The organism is Clostridium facile, assembly GCF_014297275.1.
GTDB lineage: Bacteria > Bacillota > Clostridia > Oscillospirales > Ruminococcaceae > Massilioclostridium > Massilioclostridium facile.
Genome location: NZ_JACOQK010000001.1, coordinates 1,092,704 through 1,112,827, shown reverse-complemented (window position 1 = coordinate 1,112,827; position 20,124 = coordinate 1,092,704). Strand labels below are relative to the sequence as shown.

Genomic DNA, 20,124 nt, shown 5'->3' with positions numbered 1-20,124 from the left:
ATTTTAAAATGGCTTGTTTTTTTATATAAGGGTATACCTATAAGTTGTATTATCTAGCTAGGAAATAAAATTTCCCTTTTGCGTATTATAGAATGATCCTGTATCAGAGTGTTTTGTTGCAATTGACATCCGCAACCTTATACTTGATAAAATGGAGGATGTCCTATTATAAATACGAGAGAAAAATGAAAAAATTATCTTTTTCTGCGAGTGAATAATAGCATACCACTTGCAAAAGCGATGGCTGCCAGCCCTGCGATTGGGGCGAAGTCGCCTGTTTTTGCTCCGTTCGTTTTGGATGTAGTGGATTCCTGTCCGGTCTGGGCAACATTTTCTGTTGGTGTTTCAGCAGAAGTTCCATCTACCGCTACCAGGTTATCCATTGCAGTTTGTACATTTGTTACTGCTGTGTCCACTTCGTCCTGGGTTGCGTTTTCATTTTCCATGATTGCATTTGCTTCATTTACTGCTACTTGCAGTACTGCGTAGCTTTCCGCTGTGTAAGCGTTCGCATCTTTTCCGTTTGCTTCCGCAATCACTTGTTGCAGGATGGATTTATCCGCTTTTAACCTCAGGTTGAGCATCGCGTTTAACAGGTTGTCAGCCACGGTATTGACTTCTGCCTGCATGGCGTCGCCATCTTCATATACTCCTACTGCTGCTTCCAATGCTGCGGTAAATTCCGCTTTTCCTGCTTCCACATACAGATCAAGTTTAGCGTTGATACCGTTGGCTGCTTCGATCAGGGAAGCAAGGGCGGTTTTATCTCCAGCTACAAATCCTAATTTATGGATTTCATTCAGCAAAGTCTGCCATGCTGCATCCACTTCTTCCTGTGTCGCTGCATTATTTCCTGCCACTGCCTTGGCGTTTTCCAACGCTGCGTCAAAAGATTTTTGTACGCTTTCAATGGCGTTGTCATATTCTCCGCTGGCTTTGGCATCTTCCGCATAGGTAATCACCGCATTTAAAATGGAAAGATCCAGCTGTTCCACTTCAATTTTCAGTTTTGCCATGGTTGGCAAGCCGTTGGCGAACCGGGCTACCACATAGGCGGAACCTTCCCGGTTTGCCGTCACAGTTGGCTGGTTGGTATCCAGGTTGGAAAGGCTCAAAACATCGGATACCATACCCTGTTCATCCTCAACAGTCCAAATTAGGGAGTTATCCTCCAGGCTGGAATTTTCCACTGTGGCGGTGACTTCCATCTGGCTGCCAACCGTCATCCTGTCGGAACTGCTGGTTAAGGTAATTTTACCGGTTTCCACAGGGGATGAATCTATCTGTTCGTTGTAAACCTCAATTTCCGCCAATTGCAGCCGGTAGTAGGAGGTTTCCTGTTTTGCTGGAGTCCCCAGTTTGGTTGGGAAAATCCGAATATAACGGGAGGTCTGGTCGTCAAACTGGTAGGTTTGGGCGCCATCGATGGAAGAAGCCTGTTGCCCGGTTACCTCCAATACGGTTTGGTAATCCCCGTTTTCATCCATTACCTGAATCTGGAATTCCTCCGGATAGTTTGGGGTTTCCCCATCCGCGGTAGTGGTGTCGGTACGTGGATAGATCACCAACTCATTAAATTTGGAAGCGGTGCCAAGATCGATTTCGACCCAAGGCTGGTTGGAAGTTAATTCCGCTTCAAAATATTTGTTGGAGGAGAACCCTCTGGCGCCTTTGGTGTTGGAATCCGTCTTGCCATCGGTCAGATAATTTGGTTTCCAGTCAGAACTGTTTAAGCTGTTGTTCGCTTTTACGGTTTTTCCAGCCGCCAGGTTTACTTTTTCCACCTCGTGCATGGATTTAAACTGGGCGGTCAGGTTGATGTTCTCATTAAGCTGTACATAGAGCGGACGGTTGGTTGTTTCTATTTTTCCAGTCCATCCAATAAACTGGAAATCCCCTTCAGTTGCCGCAACAGCTTCGATGGAAACAATACTTCCCGCCGGATAACTCTTGCTGAATGGGAACTGTTCCAGTTGCCCGTTGATCCGTACAGCGCCATCCCCAACAGCGTCCAGGCTGAGGGTGCATTCTTCCGCCGGATGGTTTTTGTTGTAAACTTCCAGCTCCATCAGCTGTACACGGTAAGGGTTGATGGCGGATTCATCCGCTGCGTAATCCCCCATGCGGGTTACATGGATTCGGATATAGCGGGCGGTCTGCACCTCAAAATCGATGCTAACCGGTGTTTTGTTCGGATTGGGGTCTACCACCACCTGTTTCACATCGGTGAAGGTTTCCCCATCGTTGCTGACCTGGATGATGAATTCCCGTGGGAAGTTAGGGGAGAGGTACTCCTCTGTATGGGAATTTGTCCTTGGGTAAAGCACAACGTTGTCAAACGTCTGGGTTTGTTTCAGGTCAACGGTGATGTCATATGGGGTAATGCTGCCGTCTTCCGCCACGTTTTTAATGACATTGGTGCTCATGCCGGTGTCCAGGTTGCCATCGGTCAGATGCTGGTTGGTCCAGGTGGAATTATTGATGGTATTGGTGGCCGTCACATTCCCGCCAAGGGCAAAATTGCTTGTTTTGTTGTACGCCGCGTTTAACAGGATGGTGGTATCGTTGGTCACTGTCAGGGTCAGGCTGCGTTCTGTGGAGAACAGGCTGCCGCCCCAGTTGATAAAGGTATCGTCCAGCGCTGTAATGGTGGCGTTTTCATTTTTCGGTACGGCAATCGTAGCCGGAAGGGTGTATTCCGTCCCCTCGTACTCAATCCTGGATTGGGAATCCACAGGGTCCTCAATGTGGACCAGATAATACTGTTTTTCCACTTCATCCTTAAAGTTGGCGGTTAAGCGGACCGGATGGTCTACCTGGATTGTAATGGTAGGATCCTGGGAAGCGTAGCTGCCGGACCATCCGGAAAATACCTTGCCTTCTTCCGGAACCGCTTCTACTGTGAGTTCAGAGCCAGCGGCAACCGTGTCGGTATAAGGAAGGTTGATTTGGGTTCCGTTTAACAGGATGGAACCGGATGCCCCATTGATTTCGATTGGATACTCCTGTGCTGTTCCAGGCTGGGCTGCTTCCGCATGGAAGTTCCAGCTGCCGGGCTGTACTACAAAATAGATGTATTCGCTGTCGTTTCCTGTGTAGGTAACGCCCTGTACAGCATCCGCCGCTGCCCCGTTGGCAAATACCACAGTATCCCCAACAGAAACCGTCATGTTTTCTTCCGCGAAGCGTGGAATGGCGATGGTAGCAGTGGTGTTGGCAGGGGAGGTGAAACCAAAATCAAATGTTTTGGCAGCAGCGTCCCGTTTTAAATCCACCTTGATTTCCCCTTTTACGGTGGAAACAGTCGAGCTGATCTGGTTTAACTCACCCATATCCGGTTTGATCTGGTATTCCGAATACCCTGGGGCAGTTGGGGCAATGCCGGCCATGTATCTGGACATGGTAACCAGTGGGCCGCCTGACCAACCGTGGTTGTTGGTGCCGGAGCTCTTGTTCCAATACTCCCACAGTGTGGTGTAATCATCTTCCACCATTGGAGTATAGCGGGTTTTCATCCTTGCCTGGGCGTCTTCCATCAAATCCATTTTACACAAAGCGTCCAGGATGTATTTTTCCATATATGGGCTGGAATTGTAGGTGTTTTTTAACAGCCTCTGGATGGTTGGATACTGGGTTTCATCCGCCAAGCCCGCCAATACAGCGATGGCGTTTCCACGGTCATCCGGTTGGGCGACAGCGTTGGAGCGGAAACCATCCTCTGTCCAAAGCGTCTGGTAGCCACGGTAAAGGGTCTGCATCCGGGCATCGTATAGGGCGATATCCTCATCGCGCCCGATTTCAGCCGCCATTTTTTTCGCTGCCCCAAGTGCCAGGTAATACCAGGCGTTTTCCAGGGTAATCATATCGGCGTTGTCGCCCCAGTCGGGCCATTCCGCTGTACCATAATGGTGAACCACTAAACCGTCGTCCCCAATTTCCCAAAGGTTCAGGTAGTTTTTGGCGGAATCATACATTTGTTCCAGAATTTCCTTGTTGCCGCTGTACATATAGTAATCCCAGTAGCCGTTGATCCCCGCTAGCTGCTGTACCGGGTATTCCAATAAGCGGGTACGGATTGGCACAATGGTTTGCAGCACATCGGTTTCCGGGTCCACATAGTTGGCCATGGTGTCCAGGCCTTTTTCGTACAGCAAAAAGGCGGAGGGGTCAAAGGCGTACGCAGCGATGTTCATATCGTTGGTGGCGTCCCCCCACCACTGGGCACGTTCCCGGTCAGGGCAGTCCATAAAATTATCCCTCATATTAATATACAGGGAACGCTGCGCTTTTTGCCACAGGGTATTATAGAAATCATCCTCACTGGAAAAACTGCCGGCAAATTCGGTATCATATCCAGTTTCCCGGTATTGCAGGCTGATAATCTCCACGCCGGCCGGGATGGTGTAGAACACATGCTGCCCATTGAACCAGCTCAGCGCCTCAAATTCCTGTTCCCCCTCTTTGGTGATGTAGGTGTTCATCACTGTGCCATAGCCCCGTTCGTTTACTTCGGTGCGCATTTCAATTTTCTTTCCGGCAGGGGCTTTCACCTTTAAGTATGGGGTGATCTGGGCATTGTAAGGCAGGTCCATCTGGATGACCTCATCCTCGGTGGTGACGTTTCCCCGGTAGGCATCCATGTTCAAATATTCTTTTAAGCCATAGTCCTTCCATTGTGGGATGGAGCGTTCGTATAGCTGGTTCCAAGGGGCGCAGGGGGCTTTGCCCAGTTCGGTGGCGTTTGCCCAGGAACTGTCGTCAAAGTCCGGGTCAGTCCAATCCCCAATTTCCAGACGGGCGTCATAATACACGTTGTATTCTGGTAGACGGTAGTTTGGCTGGTCCTCGTTAAAGGGGTTGTCGTCAATATAGGCGGCGTCCTTGCAGACCTTCCAGCTTTTATCCGAAACCACTTTCTGATCACCAAAATCCGCTTCAAACAAAAAGCCGCCTTTGCCGGAAGAATTATCCGAGAAGCTCTGGCTGAATTTTCCTTCCCCCAAAGCCACACGAGGGCCCCAGTACCACACCTGTACCGCAATGGTGTTTTCCCCTTCGTACAGATAGGGGGCAAGTTCCACTTCATCAAAATAAGTATCCTCCGGTGTAGGGCCGCGTTTCAACTGGCCCTCGAATACCACCGGTTCCCCGTTTACAGTCAGCCAGTAGCGGGTGTCCACTGCTATTCTGGCTGTAACGGATTCCGGCACCTGGTCCAGCGTAACCTCCTTGCGGAAATTCATCCAGGTATTTCCGGTATCGCTGTCATCCCAAATCCAGTTTGCCGTCCAGTCAGTAGTGGGTTTGTTCTCCGCATCCTCCACGCTGGCGGTTACAGTCAGCACTGGCGTACAGAGCAGGCAGCAGCTTAACACAAGGCTAAGCAATTTTTTCATTTTCCTCAAAGTCTTTTCCTCCTTTGTGCTACGAAATAGTAAATTGATTGTTATCCTCCTTTTCCAACAAAATTGTTGTTACTCCAGTTTCCCTGTTCCTTTCCTTTTCAGTATAATCGATTTCAAAAGAAAAAAATATCTCCAAATTCCACAAATATTTTAGTCGTTATTTGTGAAACTAGAAAACTCTCAATTTAATTACCAATAAAATTAATAGTAAGGCATCTTTTACTTTATTTTATGATCACACTTGTTGGTGCGGCCCAAAAATAGGGCATTTCCTATAATTTTTATTATTGAATATTGTTAAAATTTCTAAAAATTATATAGAAGTATTGTGTTCATAGTAATTATACGATATAATAAAAACGTAAAATATATTTTTACATGAAAAACCATTACTATCCAGGCAGCTCCACAAAATGATGTGGATTACACTGTTACTGGCTGGACAGGAGACCAAACCGCAGAAGGTTCCACCATTACTATAACTCCAACCAAAGATATGACATTAACAGCTCAAGTAGAATGGATTGGTCATGATAATCTGGCATTGAACAAACCGGTTAGCAGTAATGCTGGCTGGAATACCGGAGATTGGTCCAGTGAAAAACTGGTAGATGGAATTTTAGTAACCCAAGGCGGTAGTGCAGGGTTTACCACAACTCAAGGTCATACTCAGGATGTAGATTACTGGGTAGAAATCGACCTTGGAGAAGATACCACCTTTAACTGTGTACAGCTCTACCCAAGGTCAGATACTGTCGGTGTGAACGGTGGAGTAGCCTCCTTCCCAAGAAACTTCTCCTTTGAAGTAAAAGCGGATGGCGCAGAAGAATATACCACAGTATCTTCTTACGAAGATTACGAAGCAAGCCAGGGCAAACCATCTGTGTTTGAGTTTGAACCTGTAACAGCTCGGTATATTCGATTACACGTAACCAAACTGGGTGACGCAGCACAGGCTGACCCGAACTACTATTTCCTGCAATTGGCGGAAATGGGTGTATATGACACAACTGATATTCCAAATCCACCAGTAGAAACCAATAAAGATATCCTGAACAAAGTGATTACCTATGCTGAAGAACAGAAAGCATCTGATGACTTTAACAATGTTATCAAAGATGTACAGGAATCCTTTAATGCAGCATTGGATGCAGCAAAAGAAATTGCGGCAGATCCAGCAGCAACTCAGGATGCAATAAATGCAGCATGGAAAGCATTAATGACAGAAATTCATAAACTAGGATTTGTCAAAGGTGATATTACTTCCTTAGAAGCTCTGGTTGCATTGGCAGAAGGTTATGACATGAATGACTTTGTAGAAGCAGGTCAGGCAGAATTCTTAGAAGCGTTGAAAGCAGCGCAAGATTTATTAGCGGATAAAGACAATGCAATGCAGGCAGAAATCGAAACAGCAGAAACCAATCTGTTGAACGCGATGCTGAACCTGAGATACAAAGCGGATAAATCCATCCTGGAAAAAGTAATTGCGGAAGCCAACGGCAAAGATGCGAACGCATATACAGCGGAAAGCTATGCAGTACTGGAAGCAGCAGTAGCAGAAGCAAACGCAGTAATGGCGAACGAAGATGCAACCCAGGAAGAAGTAGACGCAGCAGTAGTAAGTGTACAAGAAGCAATGAAAGGTCTAGTAGCAGTAGAAAAACCATCTACCGAAACACCAGATGACAACAAAGCAAACGGTACACAAACAGGGCAAGAATCTACCACAACAAAAGCAAACGCAGCCAAAACAGGTGATGTTGCACCAATCGCAGGAGTAATGGCACTAGTATTGGCAGGCGCTGCAGTAGTAGCTCTGAAAAAGAAAAAATAATTGTATTTCCAAAACAGGAAAACAGAAAAGTGCATAACCTGCTATGTTAAGTAAAGAAAAATCCCTGTGTGGATAAACTGAACTGCACCCCATTTGTTAGACAGTATGATATAATGTCTAACGGATGGGGTGATTTTAATGCCAAAAGGAACACCAAACAAATGATACACACTAGAATTTAAAAAACTGGTAGTGGAAACCATGCAGAAAGAAAAGCTGAGCTATAGTGAAACTGCACGAAGATTTGAAATCAATGACCACAAACGGATCATGACATGGGAGCGCATCTACTCGACCGAAAGTTCGGAAGGCTTTGCCATGGAACGGCGTGGACGTAGCAGCAAAGGACGACCTCCAAAACAACTGCCAAAAAAGGTGGAAGAAGATTTGCTGGATGAAGTACAGCGGTTGAGAGCGGAGAATGACTACCTAAAAAATTTTCAAGCCTTGGTTTTGAAAGACGAGCGACACCAGCAGAAAAAACGCTAGTAGTTCAGAAGCTGAGGCAAAAACATTCTCTGAAGATACTTCTTTCAATCGCTCAATTGCCCCGAGCAAACTTCTACTATCATCTAAAACGGATGAAACACTCAGATAAATATGAATCATCTACTAAGGAAGGGATTATGGCGATCTACCACGAGAATAGAGGGCGATACGGTTATTGTCGCATCACGGCGGAGATGCTTAATCGTAGAATCAAGGTAAAGTGAAAAGGCTTGCCGCCTGTAATTCACAGACAGCAAACCCTTTCGACAGTTTGAATCATTTTTGATTTGAATTATTGTCTAATTTTTTGGGGTTACTTCAGCAAATTTACTGCCCCATATTGTGCAGACAGTACAAAAAGACCTCTAGTGCAGAAATATTGAGTTTTAGCAGGAATAGCGCAGCATGAGCGTACTGTTTCGATCTGGATGCGCTCGTGTTTGTGAAAATGATATATCGGTCAATCATATCGTTTGGTTCGGAGAAAGTGGCGGGTTTGTGCCAGTAGATGCATTCTGTTTTGAGGATGGAGAAGAAATTTTCTGCCATTGCATTGGCATATGGGTCCTTGTATCTTTCTCCGGTTTGGTCAGTCTACCTACAAAACCGTAGTAATCATTTCGAGATACCTTAAAGAAATTGCACATACTTGTTACTGGATACTCTTCTCGATGACCATATATTACTGCATATTTTACTGGTGGCCTCATTTCCTTCCTGCCAACTGCAGAAAATTCCACAGCAGTTTGTTTTTCATTTGATTTTATATGCCTGTTCCGCTAATCCCTACTTACTTTCGTCCATCCTTTGGGCTGTGGCATAATTCCTGCTGCCTGTTTTCTTTGCTTACGATGTTCTCGTTTTAGCAGTTCTTTCACCACATAGTTATCTTTGAACCCAAAATATTCTGACTTTTTCCTGCCTGAATCATTCCCTTGATTTCTGGTAATATTTCCTATACGTGCGTGTAATTTCTTTTTTGCATAATTAAGCCCTCTGATGTATCTATTTTCCTACATCAGGGGGCTTCTGTCTATTGTTTGTTTTTACTGAATCTGTTCAAAAAACAGTGGAGGATTTTTATCGGTCATAAAGGAAATGGTACAATGTAACAAGAAATACAAACAATACTTCGTATATAGGATAGATGGAACGGAAACCCATAGAATCATAGTCCATCTTTGAAAAAATATGCTATCCTTTCCCATAGGAGAAGAGCAAGTTATGGAAGATTTGTATTCTGAAAAAAAGAGAAGTAGAAACCGTTTATGAAGCAGGCTGTTCCAGTTTGATGTTTCGGTTCAGTTTTCTCATTTCTGGAATGATGAAAAAGGCAACAATGACAGCGGAAGCTGCGTCCGCGATTGGAGCGGAATACAAGATTCCATTTAACCCCATGAACAATGGAAGGATCAAAATCAAAGGGATAAGTAATAAAAGCTGTCGCAGCATAGATAGAATCGAAGCTTTGAGCGGCTGGCCAGTTGCCTGGAAATAGTTGGTGGATACAATCTGGAACCCAGCACAGAAAATACTGAACAGGTAAATCCGTAGGCAGCTCACCGCAAAACCGGTAAACTGGGCGTTTTCGTTGCCAAAAATACTGATGATTGTTTCAGGCATTGTCTGGCAAAAAATCCAACCAATCAAAATTAATGCTGTCGCAAAGATAACCGCCATCAAATAGGTCTTTTTAATCCTTCTGTATTGCTGTGCCCCACGGTTAAACCCCAGTATTGGCTGGGCGCCAATCCCAACACCTACACCAAATGCTGCCATAATCATGGATACTTTCATCACAATCCCCATTGCACTTAGGGCAACATCCCCACCAATTGGGCTTTGATTACCATAGTATACCAGTGAATTATTCATCACAACCTGCATAATACAGGCAACCGATTGGGTAATACCGGAGGAAACACCCAAGGTGATAAACCGCCAAATCCTTCTCCAGGATAGCTTTTGGTATTTCTTTTTCAGTCGCATATGGATGGGCTTTTTCACCTTTTTCACAAAGTAGATTGTCAACACAACGGCGGAGATAATCTGGGATGTAATTGTGGCAATAGCCGCCCCTTTTACCCCCCAGTGGAATACAAAAATATAAATTGGGTCAAGGATGGTATTTAGCACAGCCCCAATCAGCATCCCATACATAGACAGCCTTGGATGCCCGTCCGTCCTGGCGAGGTTGGACAGGACAATCCCAATCATGTTAAAGGGGGTACCAATTAAAATAATGGCTGTGTAGTCAATAGCATAGGGCATAATATTTGGTGTGGCGCCGAACAAGATTAAAATTGGTTTTAAAAAGATGAGCCCCAGTACCATCAAAACCACACCAACCAAGATGGTAAACAGAAAAGCGTTGTTTAACGTCCGTTCCGCTTCTTCCTCGTTCTTTTCCCCTAGGCGGATTGCGGCGTAGGCGCTGCTACCGGCTCCAATTAAGGTACCAAACGCCAGGATAATCGTCATGATTGGGAAAGCGACAGTGGTAGCGGCATTCCCCAAGTATCCGACCCCTTGGCCGATAAAAATCTGATCCACAATATTGTAGATGGAGTTAATCAGGCAGGAAATAATTGCGGGGACAGAAAAAGAAATCAATAAACTGGAGATTGGTTTATATCCCAAAGGGTTTTTGGGTGTCTGTTGGGATATGGTAGTGCTATTTTCCATGGGTGCGTTCTCCTTTCTGTTCTGCTATTTCGGTTACAATCGCACAGGAATGTTCTGCCATCACCCGCAGGGTTTCGGTAATCTCCTGTTCCTGTTCTGGTGTAAAGCCTTCCACCAGCTGGTGTTTCCAGTGGTCACGGGTTGCGTATATGCGTTCCAAAACTGGCTTTGCTTTATTGGTAAGGTACAGGTGGCGGACACGTTTGTCATTCTGGTCCGTTTCAATCCGCACATAATCCATTTCGGATAATTTTTGTACTGCTTTGGTAACCGTTCCTTTGTCAAACCCGCCCATTTTTGCCAAGTCATACATGGTCAGGCCTTCATTTTCCGAGATAAATCCCAAAAAGAAATACTGTCCACTGCTAATTTTGGTATCCGATAAAGCCATATCAAAATAGCGGTTGGTGTTCCGGTATATCATCGAGATGTATTTTAATAAAGTAATTGGTAGCTTCGACAAATTTCTTTTCCCCTTTCTATTTGTTGGATAGCCAACTATTTTTGCTGGGGACTATTATAACGTAAATTAGTTGGATTGTCAACCTTTTTAGAATGGGCTTATTGCAAAATTAGGCTTTAAGGGAGGGAAAATCAAAAAAACAGGCAGGTATCCGCCTGCCTGTTTGGTTATCCATATATTGTATCCCATCGCTATTCTATGATAAATCCATTTCCTGCTCTGTGAATTGAGCATTTTGTTCCATTGTACGTATGGAGGATTTGGCAATCAAAGCAGCAATTAGGAAAGTGACGATTTCGGCGATTGGTACCGTCCACCAAACGCCGTCCATCTGCCAGAGGCGGGGGAGTACCAACACTAGTGGCACAATCAGGATAAAACCACGGAGCATCGAGATCAAAAACGATTGCCGGGCATGTGCCATAGAGGCAAAAAAGGAGGTGCATGCGATATTAAGCCCCATAAATAAAAAGCCGATAAAATAAATGTGAATACCACGGGTTGCCAGCTGTATCAGTTCCTGGCTGCCCTCCCGGTTAAACGCTGCGATAATGCCGCTGGAGAAAAACAATCCGGAGAGATAAAACAGTACTCCAAATCCCAGGGCAACCGTTAGTGCCATCCATAGGGTGCGTTTGACATTTTTGGTTTTTCCAGCGCCGTAGTTATAGCTAACAATCGGTTGGATTCCCTGTCCAATACCATTGTAAATAGAGAGGCATACCAAGGCAATATTGGCGATAATACCATATGCCGCAACCCCCATATCCCCAGTTAAATCCAGGATAACATAATTAAACAGTAGAATAACAGACCCGGAAGAAAGTTCCCCTACAAAGGTAGCCAGCCCATTGCTGAGGATTTTCCCGAACCGCTGCAGCATCAGTTTGCAGCGGGTTAGACGGAACCCATTTTTCTTGCGCAGGAAATGGGTGGACAGAATGATCAGGCTGATGACAGGGGAGCCTCCTGTTGCCAAAGCCGCCCCAAACATCCCCATCTGGCAGGGGAACACAAAAACGTAATCCAAAATAATATTGCTAAAACTGCCACACAGCATGGCAATCATTGCTAAATTGGGGTTACCGTCATTGCGGATAAACGCCAGTAGACAGTTGTTTAAAATAAATACAATGGAAAACGAAAAAACAGTCCGGATATAGATAGAGGTCAGTTCCATCACATTTTCATGGGCGCCCAGCAAAGTTGCCAGCTGCTCAGGGAACCCTGCGCCAATCACAGTGAAAATCACACCAAGGCTAATTGCCAGTATAAACGCATGGGTAAAAACCTTGTTGGAAGTAAGGTGGTCTTTCTGCCCCAAAGCAATGGAAAATTGTGTGCCTCCTCCAATGCCAATCATTAAACCTGCCCCGTTGAGAACGCTGTAAATAGGGAGCGCCAGGTTTAAAGCCACAATCCCCTGGCTTCCAATCCCGTTGGCGACAAAAAAGGTATCCGCCAGGATATACAGCGAGAAACAAAACATGCTCAATACATTTAAAGAAACATATTTCGCAAAACTTTTGGTCGGGTTTTTTACTAATTCAGTGTTGTTCATCATGATCTCCTTATCTGTTTTATTTGCTAAAAAAGCAGAAAAAAAGAACGGCTCTTTCTGAAAAAAGCCATTATCATTCAATTGGATTAGAAAACCGCCAATCGTTGGTTTTCCATAAAAATAGGGCGGAAAAAACCGTCATAAGAAGAAGCGGGTTTTGGTTTGCTCACTAGAAGGGTTCCACAGTTGATTGTCAAAGGGTTCGTTCCCTCCTACTGGAATGCTTTGTAGCTGGAGTCCAATCCATGTGCTTCCAATAAATATCGCTATACTCGCTTGATTATATCAGTATTTCTTTTGATTGCGTTTCTTATGTTGTGCCGAACGCGTGCATCAGAAAAAGAAAATAGCATCCATTTTATAAACAGCCAGGTTTGCATTTCAGAGGATACCCTGGCGTAGGGCAAGAATAGTGGATTGTCCCAGCAAAATTCCTTCGTTACCATTTCAAATCTTTTCTAAGGACACTATTTCCACATCCTTTTTGGCAGGGAACCAAATAAAAGAATACCAATACGCTATAAACCTACAACAACCTGTAGGCAACGCCATTCAATGGAATTTTTGTACCCATCCAATCTGTGTTTAGATAGTATTTCAAGTATCTATTTTCTTTTACCAGTTCCAGTATACCGGTCTATGCTAAAAATGTCAATCCTTTCTGAAAAAACGGGAAAACAGGAGATTGAATTCCTACTGATATTATAGTATAATAGAAGCGAGGTGATTCAATATGACAATTTCTACAAAAGGCCGGTACGCTTTAAGGGTAATGATTGATATTGCCCAGCATCCGGCAGATGAATATATTTCTTTAAAATCCATTTCAGAACGCCAGGAAATTTCTATGAAATACCTAGAGGCGATTGTGTCAATGCTGGCCAAAAGCGGGTTTGTAGAAAGCCACCGGGGCAAAAACGGAGGCTACCGTTTGGCACACCCCGCACAGGATTATACTGTCCGGGAAATTTTAGAGTTAACCGAGAAAAATCTGGCGCCAGTTGCTTGTTTAAGTTGTGATGAGAATACCTGTCCCCGGGCAGGGGAGTGCATTACTTTGCCCATGTGGCAAAAACTAGGGCAAATGGTGGATGGATATTTAGAAAGCGTTACCTTAGCGGATTTGGTCAACCGGGAATACCATTGATCTTTTATTGTGTTACACCAATAGTGCGCAAAAACAAAATAAAATCGTTCCCGTCAAAACAACTCTCTAAGGGATTGTAATAAAAATCAAATATCATTCCAGGCAGGCTTGTTGTTACCAAAAACAGCAAGCCTGTTTCGTTTTAGTAAATAAAGAAAGGCTTCCCCAAATAGTATGGAGAAGCTCAAAATAAACAAGTGCTGCATCGAAAACTTGTCACTAATTTTTCTTTATTATTCTGTCTATTCCATTGGAGTAGATGCCTGCGTCTGCTCGGTTTGCACATCCTGTATTTTCCGGATGAATACCTGGGTTACGTGGCGGTTTTCCACCTTGGTAACATCAAAAATTAAACCGTAACATTCCAAGTGTAACTTTGTACCATCTCTTGGAATCTCCTTTAGCTGGCTGAATACCAAGCCGCCTACTGTATCCACTTCCAGCTCCTCTGGCAGTTGGATGTTCAGTTCATCCTCCAGCATATCTAGTGGCAGGGTACCAGAAACACACCAACAGTTTTTCTTAATCTGGTAGATTTCCTTTTCTTCACTTGGGTCAAATTCATCATAGATGTTGCCTACAATTTCCTCCAATAAATCTTCTAGGGTAACAATTCCGCTGGTTTCCCCATATTCGTTGATGACAACTGCAATATGGATTTTTTTCGCCTGCATGTTCCGGAATAGGATATCACTGTGGATGGTTTCCGGAATAAAATAGGCAGCGTGGAGCAGTTGGCGTAAGGTCTTTGGATGTTCCGCCCGCAGGTTTAGCAGGTATTCCTTGGCGTATAAAATACCGGTTACATGGTCAGGGGTGTGGTGGTAAACTGGAAAACGGGAAAAACCTGTGGTATGGATGGCGTGTAAAATCTCCTCAGTGGTTGCCTGGTCGGAGAGCGCCACCATGTCCATCCTTCTGGTCATTACTTCTTTTACTGGGGTGTCGTCAAATTCAAAGATATTCTTGATCATTTCCCGTTTGCCCTTTTGGATAGTGCCTTTTTCTTCTCCAAGGTCCATCATCATCAGGATTTCTTCCTCGGTTACAGCTTCATCTTCCTCTTTGGTTTTCATGCCCAGCAGGCGCAGTACGCCGTTGGTGGAAACAGATAAAAACCAGATAACAGGTTTCATTACCACCGCGATAAACGAAACTACGTTGGCAGCCAGTTTCGCAATTGCCATTGGCTTTTGCATGGCAATCCGTTTCGGTACCAGTTCGCCAAAAATCAGGGTAAAATACGAGAGGATAATCGTAATTAAAATAACAGTAATGGTATTTAAAGCGGAAGGGGAGATACTGTGGAAGCCAAGGGTATTGACCATCCAATCCACTAATGGGTCAGAGAAGTTATCCGCTGCGAACGCACTCCCTAAAAATCCGGCTAAGGTAATACCAATTTGGATGGTGGATAAAAATTTAGCGGGTGTTTCGGAGATTTTCAGGATTTTTTTGGCGGATTTATCCCCACTTTCCGCCTGCTTTCGCAGTTTGTTGGTGTTTAAAGATATCACCGCAATTTCGCTGGCAGCAAAAAAGGCGTTTAACGCAATCAATACTACCTGCAGTAAAAGCTGTAATAAAATGGTTGTCACAATGGTTCCTCCTTGTGTATATGTAATTTCATATTTTATAAAACAAAAACAAGCACAGGAACCCCTTGCCTATTACAAAGGGATTCCTATGCTTGTTATTTCCAAAAAGAATGGTTGCTATTCGCTCCAGGGTCTCCGTCAGCCATAATCTTTAGTAGCCTTTCTCATAAATATGGTATCAAAATTTTGTGGGTAAAACTTGGCTCTATTGTACGATACCCTACGGGAAAAGTCAATGACAAAACCATGTCCAGTGTGAATAATTTGTAAATCTTACAGCAATTTCAGCAGGGATTCTACCACCAATACCCCGCCACAGGCACACAGCGCAACAGTAAGCAGTCCTTTTTCAAAATAGGCGAGGATTACCGCCACCACTAGCCCCGCTACTGCGGACCAGACGTTTCCGGTAGAAAAAAAGATGTCCGGTATGGTCATCGCAGCAAGCACCGCATAGGGAACATAAAATAGAAATGATTTGATAAAACGGCTTTGGATTTTCTTTTTAAAAATCACCAGGGGCAGCATACGGATTAGATAAGTAACCCCAGCCATCACCGCTACATATAGCAGAAATTTTTCAATACTCATGTTCATTGGGGGTCCTCCTCGTTAATTGGGAAGAATTTTGCGCCAATTGCTGCTGTAAGGATGGTGCAGATGATGATTACAAAACCGGGGGAAACCTGGTTCAGCACTGGCAGCCACCGGAATGCGCAGCTTAGTCCAGCGGAGAGCAGCACAATCCAAAGTACAGGGCGGAAATGCTTTGCCGGTGGGATGATAATCGCCAGGAACATGCCGTAAATCGCAATGCCCAGTGCGGAACGGATAAATTCTGGAAGGAAAGTGCTGGCTGCCGCCCCGATTAGCGTGCCAATCGCCCACCCAAAGTAAGGGGTGAGAATCAACCCGTACAGATAGCGTTTCCCCACTTCCCCCCGTTGGCCGCTGGCAACCGCGAACACCTCGTCGGTGTTGCAGAATGAGATGACAAAACGGTCCAGCAGGTTCACATGCTTCTCCAGCTTCTGGGAGAGGGAAAGGGACATCAAGGCGTAACGCAGGTTGATGATGAGCTGAGTCAATGCCATCTCAAACATCCCTCCAGATGCTGCCATCAAGGAGAGCCCGGCAAACTGCCCAGCGGAAGTAACATTGGTCATCGAAATCATCACCGCACCCCATACTGGGATGCCCTGAGCCACAGCAGCCATGCCAAACGTAAAAGAAACCGATAAATACCCCAAAGCAATGGGAAGCCCATCCCAAAACCCCTTTGTAAAACTGTTTGTTACCATAACAAACCCAAACCTCCAAAATTTTTATTGTATCGTAGCAGGCGGTATCCGCCTATTTCAAAAACGAATCTATTGATGATTGCCTTGATCCCATATTGCAGGAAACAAGTTCCCTCCTAATAATGACTATTGGAAAACTGCCTACCAAAACCATGCACTGTAATGCTATGATATACGGCATCCATCTACCTTATGGGAAACAAAATCAATCCAATCAGAGGGGAATTACTACAAAAATACATGAAAACAACCGTAACCCCATACCTACAAAAAGCAGATGCGTTTCTTATTTACCCCCTCTAAAGGGGATACAGATACTGCAATCCTTCCACTTGCCAAAACCTTGAGGTGTCCTTTTCCCCTATATGAAAAAACGCAGATGCAGTATTGCTTGGTTATCCACAAAAAAATTTACTCCGATTTGGTTAAATCAAGGAACGAATTCCCATAATACAAGAAAAATGTTCCAGTTCTTTTTACAGGATAGCCGGAAAAAAGAGACACCTATCCAGTATGCTATCTTCTGGCATTTGGTTGAAAAATGCCGAAATTACCATAAACCAGCAATATTTTATTATAAATGCAAACCTGTTATTTGTCCAGTTTTTCTTTGCCGGAAATTCGGGGGAAAATATTTGTGTTTTTTTCAATTATGTGGTATATTAATTAAGATAGTAATGTTTTGCTTATCTGGTTAAATTTTCAACAGGAACCAAGGAGGAAACACCATGAAAATCAATCAAACCACATCTACGGGCCATTTAAAAATATCGGAAGAAGTAATTGGCGCAATTGTAAAACAAACGGTAATGGAAATAGAAGGCGTCGCTGGCCTTGCTTTGGTACCTGTCAGCAAAAAAGATTATTTGTTAAAAGCCAAAAAACCAAAGCAAATTATGATCGAAACCAATGCGGACAGCGTAAAAATCACCTTGGGTATTTTAATGGATAAAGGCTATGTGATCAAACGCACAGCAGAAAATGTACAACGGCAGGTAAAAGAAGCCGTCCAGAATATGGCTGGTGTCGCTGTATACCAGGTGAATATTTACATCGCAGGAATCCTTCAGGATTAGTTGCCCCGCAAGAAAGGATAGTACCATGAAAAGACATGAAATACGTGAAAACGCCTTTGTGCTCGTTTTTGAAAAGATTTTTAACGATGATGATTTAACACAAATTGTAGAAATTGCCAAAGAGTGTGACGACTTACAGGTAAACGAGGAGGTCATCCGCATTGTAACTGGCGTGCAGCAGCATGTGCAGGAACTGGATGCGGTGATTTCAGAACATTTGACCAAATGGAGTATTTCTCGCCTTTCCAAGGTGGTGTTGGCGATTTTGCGCCTGGCTGTTTATGAGATTCTGTTTGAGGACGCCATTGAGCCGCCAATTGCGATTAACGAAGCAGTAGAACTGGCAAAAACCTATGCTTCCCAGGAAGACGCTGCTTTTATCAACGGCGTGCTGGGTGGATTTGTACGGAAGCTGGAAGAAAAATAAATGAGAGTATTAGGGATTGATACCAGCAATTATACCTGTTCCACCGCGTTTTATGATACACAGTCCCGTCGGATGGAGATGGCAAAACACCTTTTGCCTACACCGGAAGGAAGTTTGGGGCTGCGGCAATCCCAGGCGGTGTTTGAACACACGAAACTGCTGGGGAAGATGATGCAGCAGTTATTTGAAACCGCTGACGGGCTCCCCGAAGCCATTGGGGTTTCAGTGCGCCCGAGGAATGTGGAAGGTTCCTACATGCCCTGCTTTTTAACGGGCAAAATGGCGGCGGATTCCATTGGGGCGGTATTGGGGATACCAGTACATGAGTTTTCCCACCAGCAGGGGCATATTGCCGCTGCTTTGTATTCCGCCAAACGTCTGGAATGGCTGCACCACTCCGAATTTATCGCCTTCCATGTTTCCGGTGGTACTACCGACTGTTTATTGGTGAAAACTGGAAACGGGACAATCGACCAAATTAAGATGGTGGGGACTTCCCTCGACTTAAAAGCCGGTCAGGCAATCGACCGGGTAGGGGTGAGTTTGGGGCTGCCATTTCCAGCGGGACCTTATTTGGAACAGCTTGCGTTGCAATGTACCGATAAAATCAAAACGCAGCCCATGGTCAAAGGGCTGGACTGCTGTTTGTCCGGCTTGGAAAACCAGTGCGGTAAATTAAAGGAACAAGGGGCGGAACCCTCCTATATTGCCCGTTATTGTTTGCAGTACATCCAACAGACGTTGGAACGGATGCTGTTGGCAACGATAGAGCAGTATGGCAAAAAACCGGTTTTATTTGCCGGTGGGGTGATGTCTAACCGGATCATCCGGGATTATTTCACCGGAAAATACCAGGCGTGTTTTGCGAAACCGGAGTTTTCCTCGGACAATGCGGGGGGGATTGCGGTATTAGCAGGAAAAATGGAGGAACTTGCGTGACCAGTTACAGTGTTTCGGATGTAAACCGGTTTATCAAACAAATACTATTGGCAGAGGATATCCTCCACCGGATTGCGATCCGTGGGGAGGTCTCCAATTTTGTCCACCATCTTCGGTCTGGACACTGCTATTTTACGTTAAAAGACCAGAATAGTGCCCTAAAATGTGTCATGTTCAAAAGCAACGTGGCTCATTTGCGTTTTATGCCAGAAAACGGCATGCAGGTGATTGCCCTGGGAGATATCCAAGTGTTTGAACGGGATGGCGTTTATCAGCTTTATTGTACCGATATCCAGCCGGATGGTGCCGGTGCCTTGGCAATGGCGTTTGAACAGCTCAAGCAAAAGCTGGCGAAAGAAGGGCTGTTCGACCCGGAGCGGAAAAAGCCGCTCCCAGCCCAGCCCAATACCATCGGTGTGGTAACCTCCAAAACCGGGGCGGCATTACAGGATATCCTGCAAATTTTATCTAGGCGCTACCCTATTGGTACCGTGAAAATTTTCCCTGCCCAGGTGCAGGGGGAACAAGCCGCTGGCTCTATTTGTTCTGCCATCCGTTTGGCGGAACAGGTTGGGGTGGACGTCCTGATTGTAGGGCGGGGCGGAGGTTCCCTAGAAGACCTTTGGGCATTTAATGAGGAAGCTGTGGCAAGGGCGATTGCTGCCTGTTCCATCCCGGTGATTTCTGCTGTGGGGCACGAAGTGGATTTTACCATAGCGGATTTTGTAGCGGATTTGAGGGCGCCAACCCCTTCCGCAGCGGCAGAACTGGTTGCTCCGGATTTACAGTATCTATTATCCGGTATCGACAAGCAGCGGGAGTTGTTGTATAATTATACAGTAGATTGTATACAGCAGCGGGAACACCAGCTTGTTGGGTTGGAGCACCAGTTACACCTCCATTCCCCGGCCGGCCATCTGGCAGCGGGGCAGGCAATACTCCACCAACTGGATCATCGGTTGGAAACCTGTTTCCAGTCGTCTTATTCCCAAGCCCAGCAAAGGTTTGGCTCAGCGGTTTCCCTGTTGGAAAACCTCAGCCCACTCAAAGTGCTGGGGCGTGGGTATTCCATCACCTTTAATGAGGAACACAAAGCGGTCAAAAATTCCCGCCGCCTGAAAATAGGGGATACACTGACAACAAAATTTTACGATGGTAGTATGGTGGAAAGCACCATTACCAAAAAAATGAGGTAACCA

At 45.1% G+C, this 20,124-nt stretch carries 16 protein-coding genes; 7 read left to right on the top strand and 9 right to left on the bottom strand.

The window, feature by feature from the left end; translation table 11 throughout:
- Positions 1-194 precede the first annotated feature (194 nt).
- On the bottom strand, positions 195-5,396 hold the full coding sequence (locus tag H8Z77_RS04620) for an alpha-L-rhamnosidase-related protein (protein WP_286165658.1): 5,202 nt from the start codon (positions 5,394-5,396) through the stop codon (positions 195-197).
- A gap of 427 nt (positions 5,397-5,823) precedes the next feature.
- On the opposite strand from H8Z77_RS04620, the gene H8Z77_RS04615 reads away from it, so the two are divergent.
- Together H8Z77_RS04615 and H8Z77_RS11570 are read left to right on the top strand one after the other, a co-directional pair.
- Positions 5,824-7,239 carry a discoidin domain-containing protein gene (locus H8Z77_RS04615; protein ID WP_366471877.1) on the top strand — a complete coding sequence of 472 codons (1,416 nt, stop codon included), beginning with the start codon at positions 5,824-5,826 and terminating at the stop codon, positions 7,237-7,239.
- A 318-nt stretch (positions 7,240-7,557) separates the two neighbouring features.
- Positions 7,558-7,728 (top strand): hypothetical protein, encoded by a 171-nt coding sequence (locus H8Z77_RS11570; protein WP_286165447.1) that lies wholly within the window; start codon positions 7,558-7,560, stop codon positions 7,726-7,728.
- Positions 7,729-8,055: 327 nt separating this feature from the next.
- Here the strand turns inward: H8Z77_RS11570 and H8Z77_RS11680 are convergent, their stop codons facing one another.
- The 5 genes from H8Z77_RS11680 to H8Z77_RS04585 form a co-directional block, all read right to left on the bottom strand.
- Positions 8,056-8,277: an IS3 family transposase gene (locus tag H8Z77_RS11680; protein ID WP_186996319.1), complete on the bottom strand. Its 222-nt coding sequence runs from the start codon at positions 8,275-8,277 to the stop codon at positions 8,056-8,058.
- Positions 8,193-8,438: a hypothetical protein gene (locus tag H8Z77_RS04600; RefSeq protein ID WP_186997145.1), complete on the bottom strand. Its 246-nt coding sequence runs from the start codon at positions 8,436-8,438 to the stop codon at positions 8,193-8,195. Before H8Z77_RS04600 ends, H8Z77_RS11680 begins: the two co-directional genes overlap by 85 nt.
- A 556-nt stretch (positions 8,439-8,994) precedes the next feature.
- Positions 8,995-10,413, bottom strand: coding sequence for an MATE family efflux transporter (locus H8Z77_RS04595; RefSeq protein WP_186996318.1), 1,419 nt, complete (start codon positions 10,411-10,413; stop codon positions 8,995-8,997).
- Positions 10,403-10,876, bottom strand: coding sequence for a MarR family winged helix-turn-helix transcriptional regulator (locus H8Z77_RS04590; RefSeq protein WP_270739462.1), 474 nt, complete (start codon positions 10,874-10,876; stop codon positions 10,403-10,405). Before H8Z77_RS04590 ends, H8Z77_RS04595 begins: the two co-directional genes overlap by 11 nt.
- Positions 10,877-11,072: 196 nt before the next feature.
- A complete protein-coding gene (locus H8Z77_RS04585) occupies positions 11,073-12,437 on the bottom strand; it encodes an MATE family efflux transporter (protein WP_186996317.1) in 1,365 nt (454 codons plus the stop codon).
- Between the two features lie 733 nt (positions 12,438-13,170).
- Here H8Z77_RS04585 and H8Z77_RS04580 point away from each other — a divergent pair.
- On the top strand, positions 13,171-13,584 hold the full coding sequence (locus H8Z77_RS04580; RefSeq protein ID WP_069989004.1) for an RrF2 family transcriptional regulator: 414 nt from the start codon (positions 13,171-13,173) through the stop codon (positions 13,582-13,584).
- Between the two features lie 242 nt (positions 13,585-13,826).
- On the opposite strand, the gene H8Z77_RS04575 is transcribed toward H8Z77_RS04580, so the two are convergent.
- The 3 genes from H8Z77_RS04575 to H8Z77_RS04565 form a co-directional block, all read right to left on the bottom strand.
- Positions 13,827-15,182 (bottom strand): hemolysin family protein, encoded by a 1,356-nt coding sequence (locus H8Z77_RS04575; protein ID WP_186996316.1) that lies wholly within the window; start codon positions 15,180-15,182, stop codon positions 13,827-13,829.
- 273 nt (positions 15,183-15,455) lie between these two features.
- A complete protein-coding gene (locus H8Z77_RS04570) occupies positions 15,456-15,773 on the bottom strand; it encodes an AzlD domain-containing protein (RefSeq protein ID WP_333724066.1) in 318 nt (105 codons plus the stop codon).
- A gap of 2 nt (positions 15,774-15,775) precedes the next feature.
- Positions 15,776-16,483: an AzlC family ABC transporter permease gene (locus H8Z77_RS04565; protein ID WP_069989002.1), complete on the bottom strand. Its 708-nt coding sequence runs from the start codon at positions 16,481-16,483 to the stop codon at positions 15,776-15,778.
- Positions 16,484-17,211: 728 nt separating this feature from the next.
- Between H8Z77_RS04565 and H8Z77_RS04560 the strand changes: the two genes are divergently transcribed.
- From H8Z77_RS04560 to xseA, 4 genes are read left to right on the top strand one after another with little or no spacing between them, the layout of a single operon-like run.
- On the top strand, positions 17,212-17,559 hold the full coding sequence (locus H8Z77_RS04560) for an Asp23/Gls24 family envelope stress response protein (RefSeq protein ID WP_069989001.1): 348 nt from the start codon (positions 17,212-17,214) through the stop codon (positions 17,557-17,559).
- A gap of 25 nt (positions 17,560-17,584) precedes the next feature.
- The gene (gene nusB, locus H8Z77_RS04555; RefSeq protein WP_069989000.1) at positions 17,585-17,986 is read left to right on the top strand and encodes a transcription antitermination factor NusB; all 402 of its coding nucleotides are present in this window, start codon (positions 17,585-17,587) and stop codon (positions 17,984-17,986) included.
- Entirely contained in the window at positions 17,987-18,925 is a 939-nt protein-coding gene (locus H8Z77_RS04550) for a tRNA (adenosine(37)-N6)-threonylcarbamoyltransferase complex transferase subunit TsaD (RefSeq protein WP_186996314.1), read from the top strand.
- Positions 18,922-20,121: an exodeoxyribonuclease VII large subunit gene (xseA, locus tag H8Z77_RS04545; protein ID WP_186996313.1), complete on the top strand. Its 1,200-nt coding sequence runs from the start codon at positions 18,922-18,924 to the stop codon at positions 20,119-20,121. The genes H8Z77_RS04550 and xseA overlap by 4 nt, the downstream gene beginning before the upstream one ends.
- Positions 20,122-20,124: the final 3 nt, after the last annotated feature.

Bases quoted from the DNA above. Each gene is read 5' to 3' on its own strand.
- H8Z77_RS04620 (WP_286165658.1), bottom strand. From the start codon at position 5,396: ATGAAAAAATTGCTTAGCCTTGTGTTAAGCTGCTGCCTGCTCTGTACG.
- H8Z77_RS11570 (WP_286165447.1), top strand. From the start codon at position 7,558: ATGGAACGGCGTGGACGTAGCAGCAAAGGACGACCTCCAAAACAACTG.
- H8Z77_RS11680 (WP_186996319.1), bottom strand. From the start codon at position 8,277: ATGGCAGAAAATTTCTTCTCCATCCTCAAAACAGAATGCATCTACTGG.
- H8Z77_RS04600 (WP_186997145.1), bottom strand. From the start codon at position 8,438: ATGAGGCCACCAGTAAAATATGCAGTAATATATGGTCATCGAGAAGAG.
- H8Z77_RS04595 (WP_186996318.1), bottom strand. From the start codon at position 10,413: ATGGAAAATAGCACTACCATATCCCAACAGACACCCAAAAACCCTTTG.
- H8Z77_RS04585 (WP_186996317.1), bottom strand. From the start codon at position 12,437: ATGAACAACACTGAATTAGTAAAAAACCCGACCAAAAGTTTTGCGAAA.
- H8Z77_RS04580 (WP_069989004.1), top strand. From the start codon at position 13,171: ATGACAATTTCTACAAAAGGCCGGTACGCTTTAAGGGTAATGATTGAT.
- H8Z77_RS04570 (WP_333724066.1), bottom strand. From the start codon at position 15,773: ATGAGTATTGAAAAATTTCTGCTATATGTAGCGGTGATGGCTGGGGTT.
- H8Z77_RS04565 (WP_069989002.1), bottom strand. From the start codon at position 16,483: ATGGTAACAAACAGTTTTACAAAGGGGTTTTGGGATGGGCTTCCCATT.
- H8Z77_RS04560 (WP_069989001.1), top strand. From the start codon at position 17,212: ATGAAAATCAATCAAACCACATCTACGGGCCATTTAAAAATATCGGAA.
- nusB (WP_069989000.1), top strand. From the start codon at position 17,585: ATGAAAAGACATGAAATACGTGAAAACGCCTTTGTGCTCGTTTTTGAA.
- H8Z77_RS04550 (WP_186996314.1), top strand. From the start codon at position 17,987: ATGAGAGTATTAGGGATTGATACCAGCAATTATACCTGTTCCACCGCG.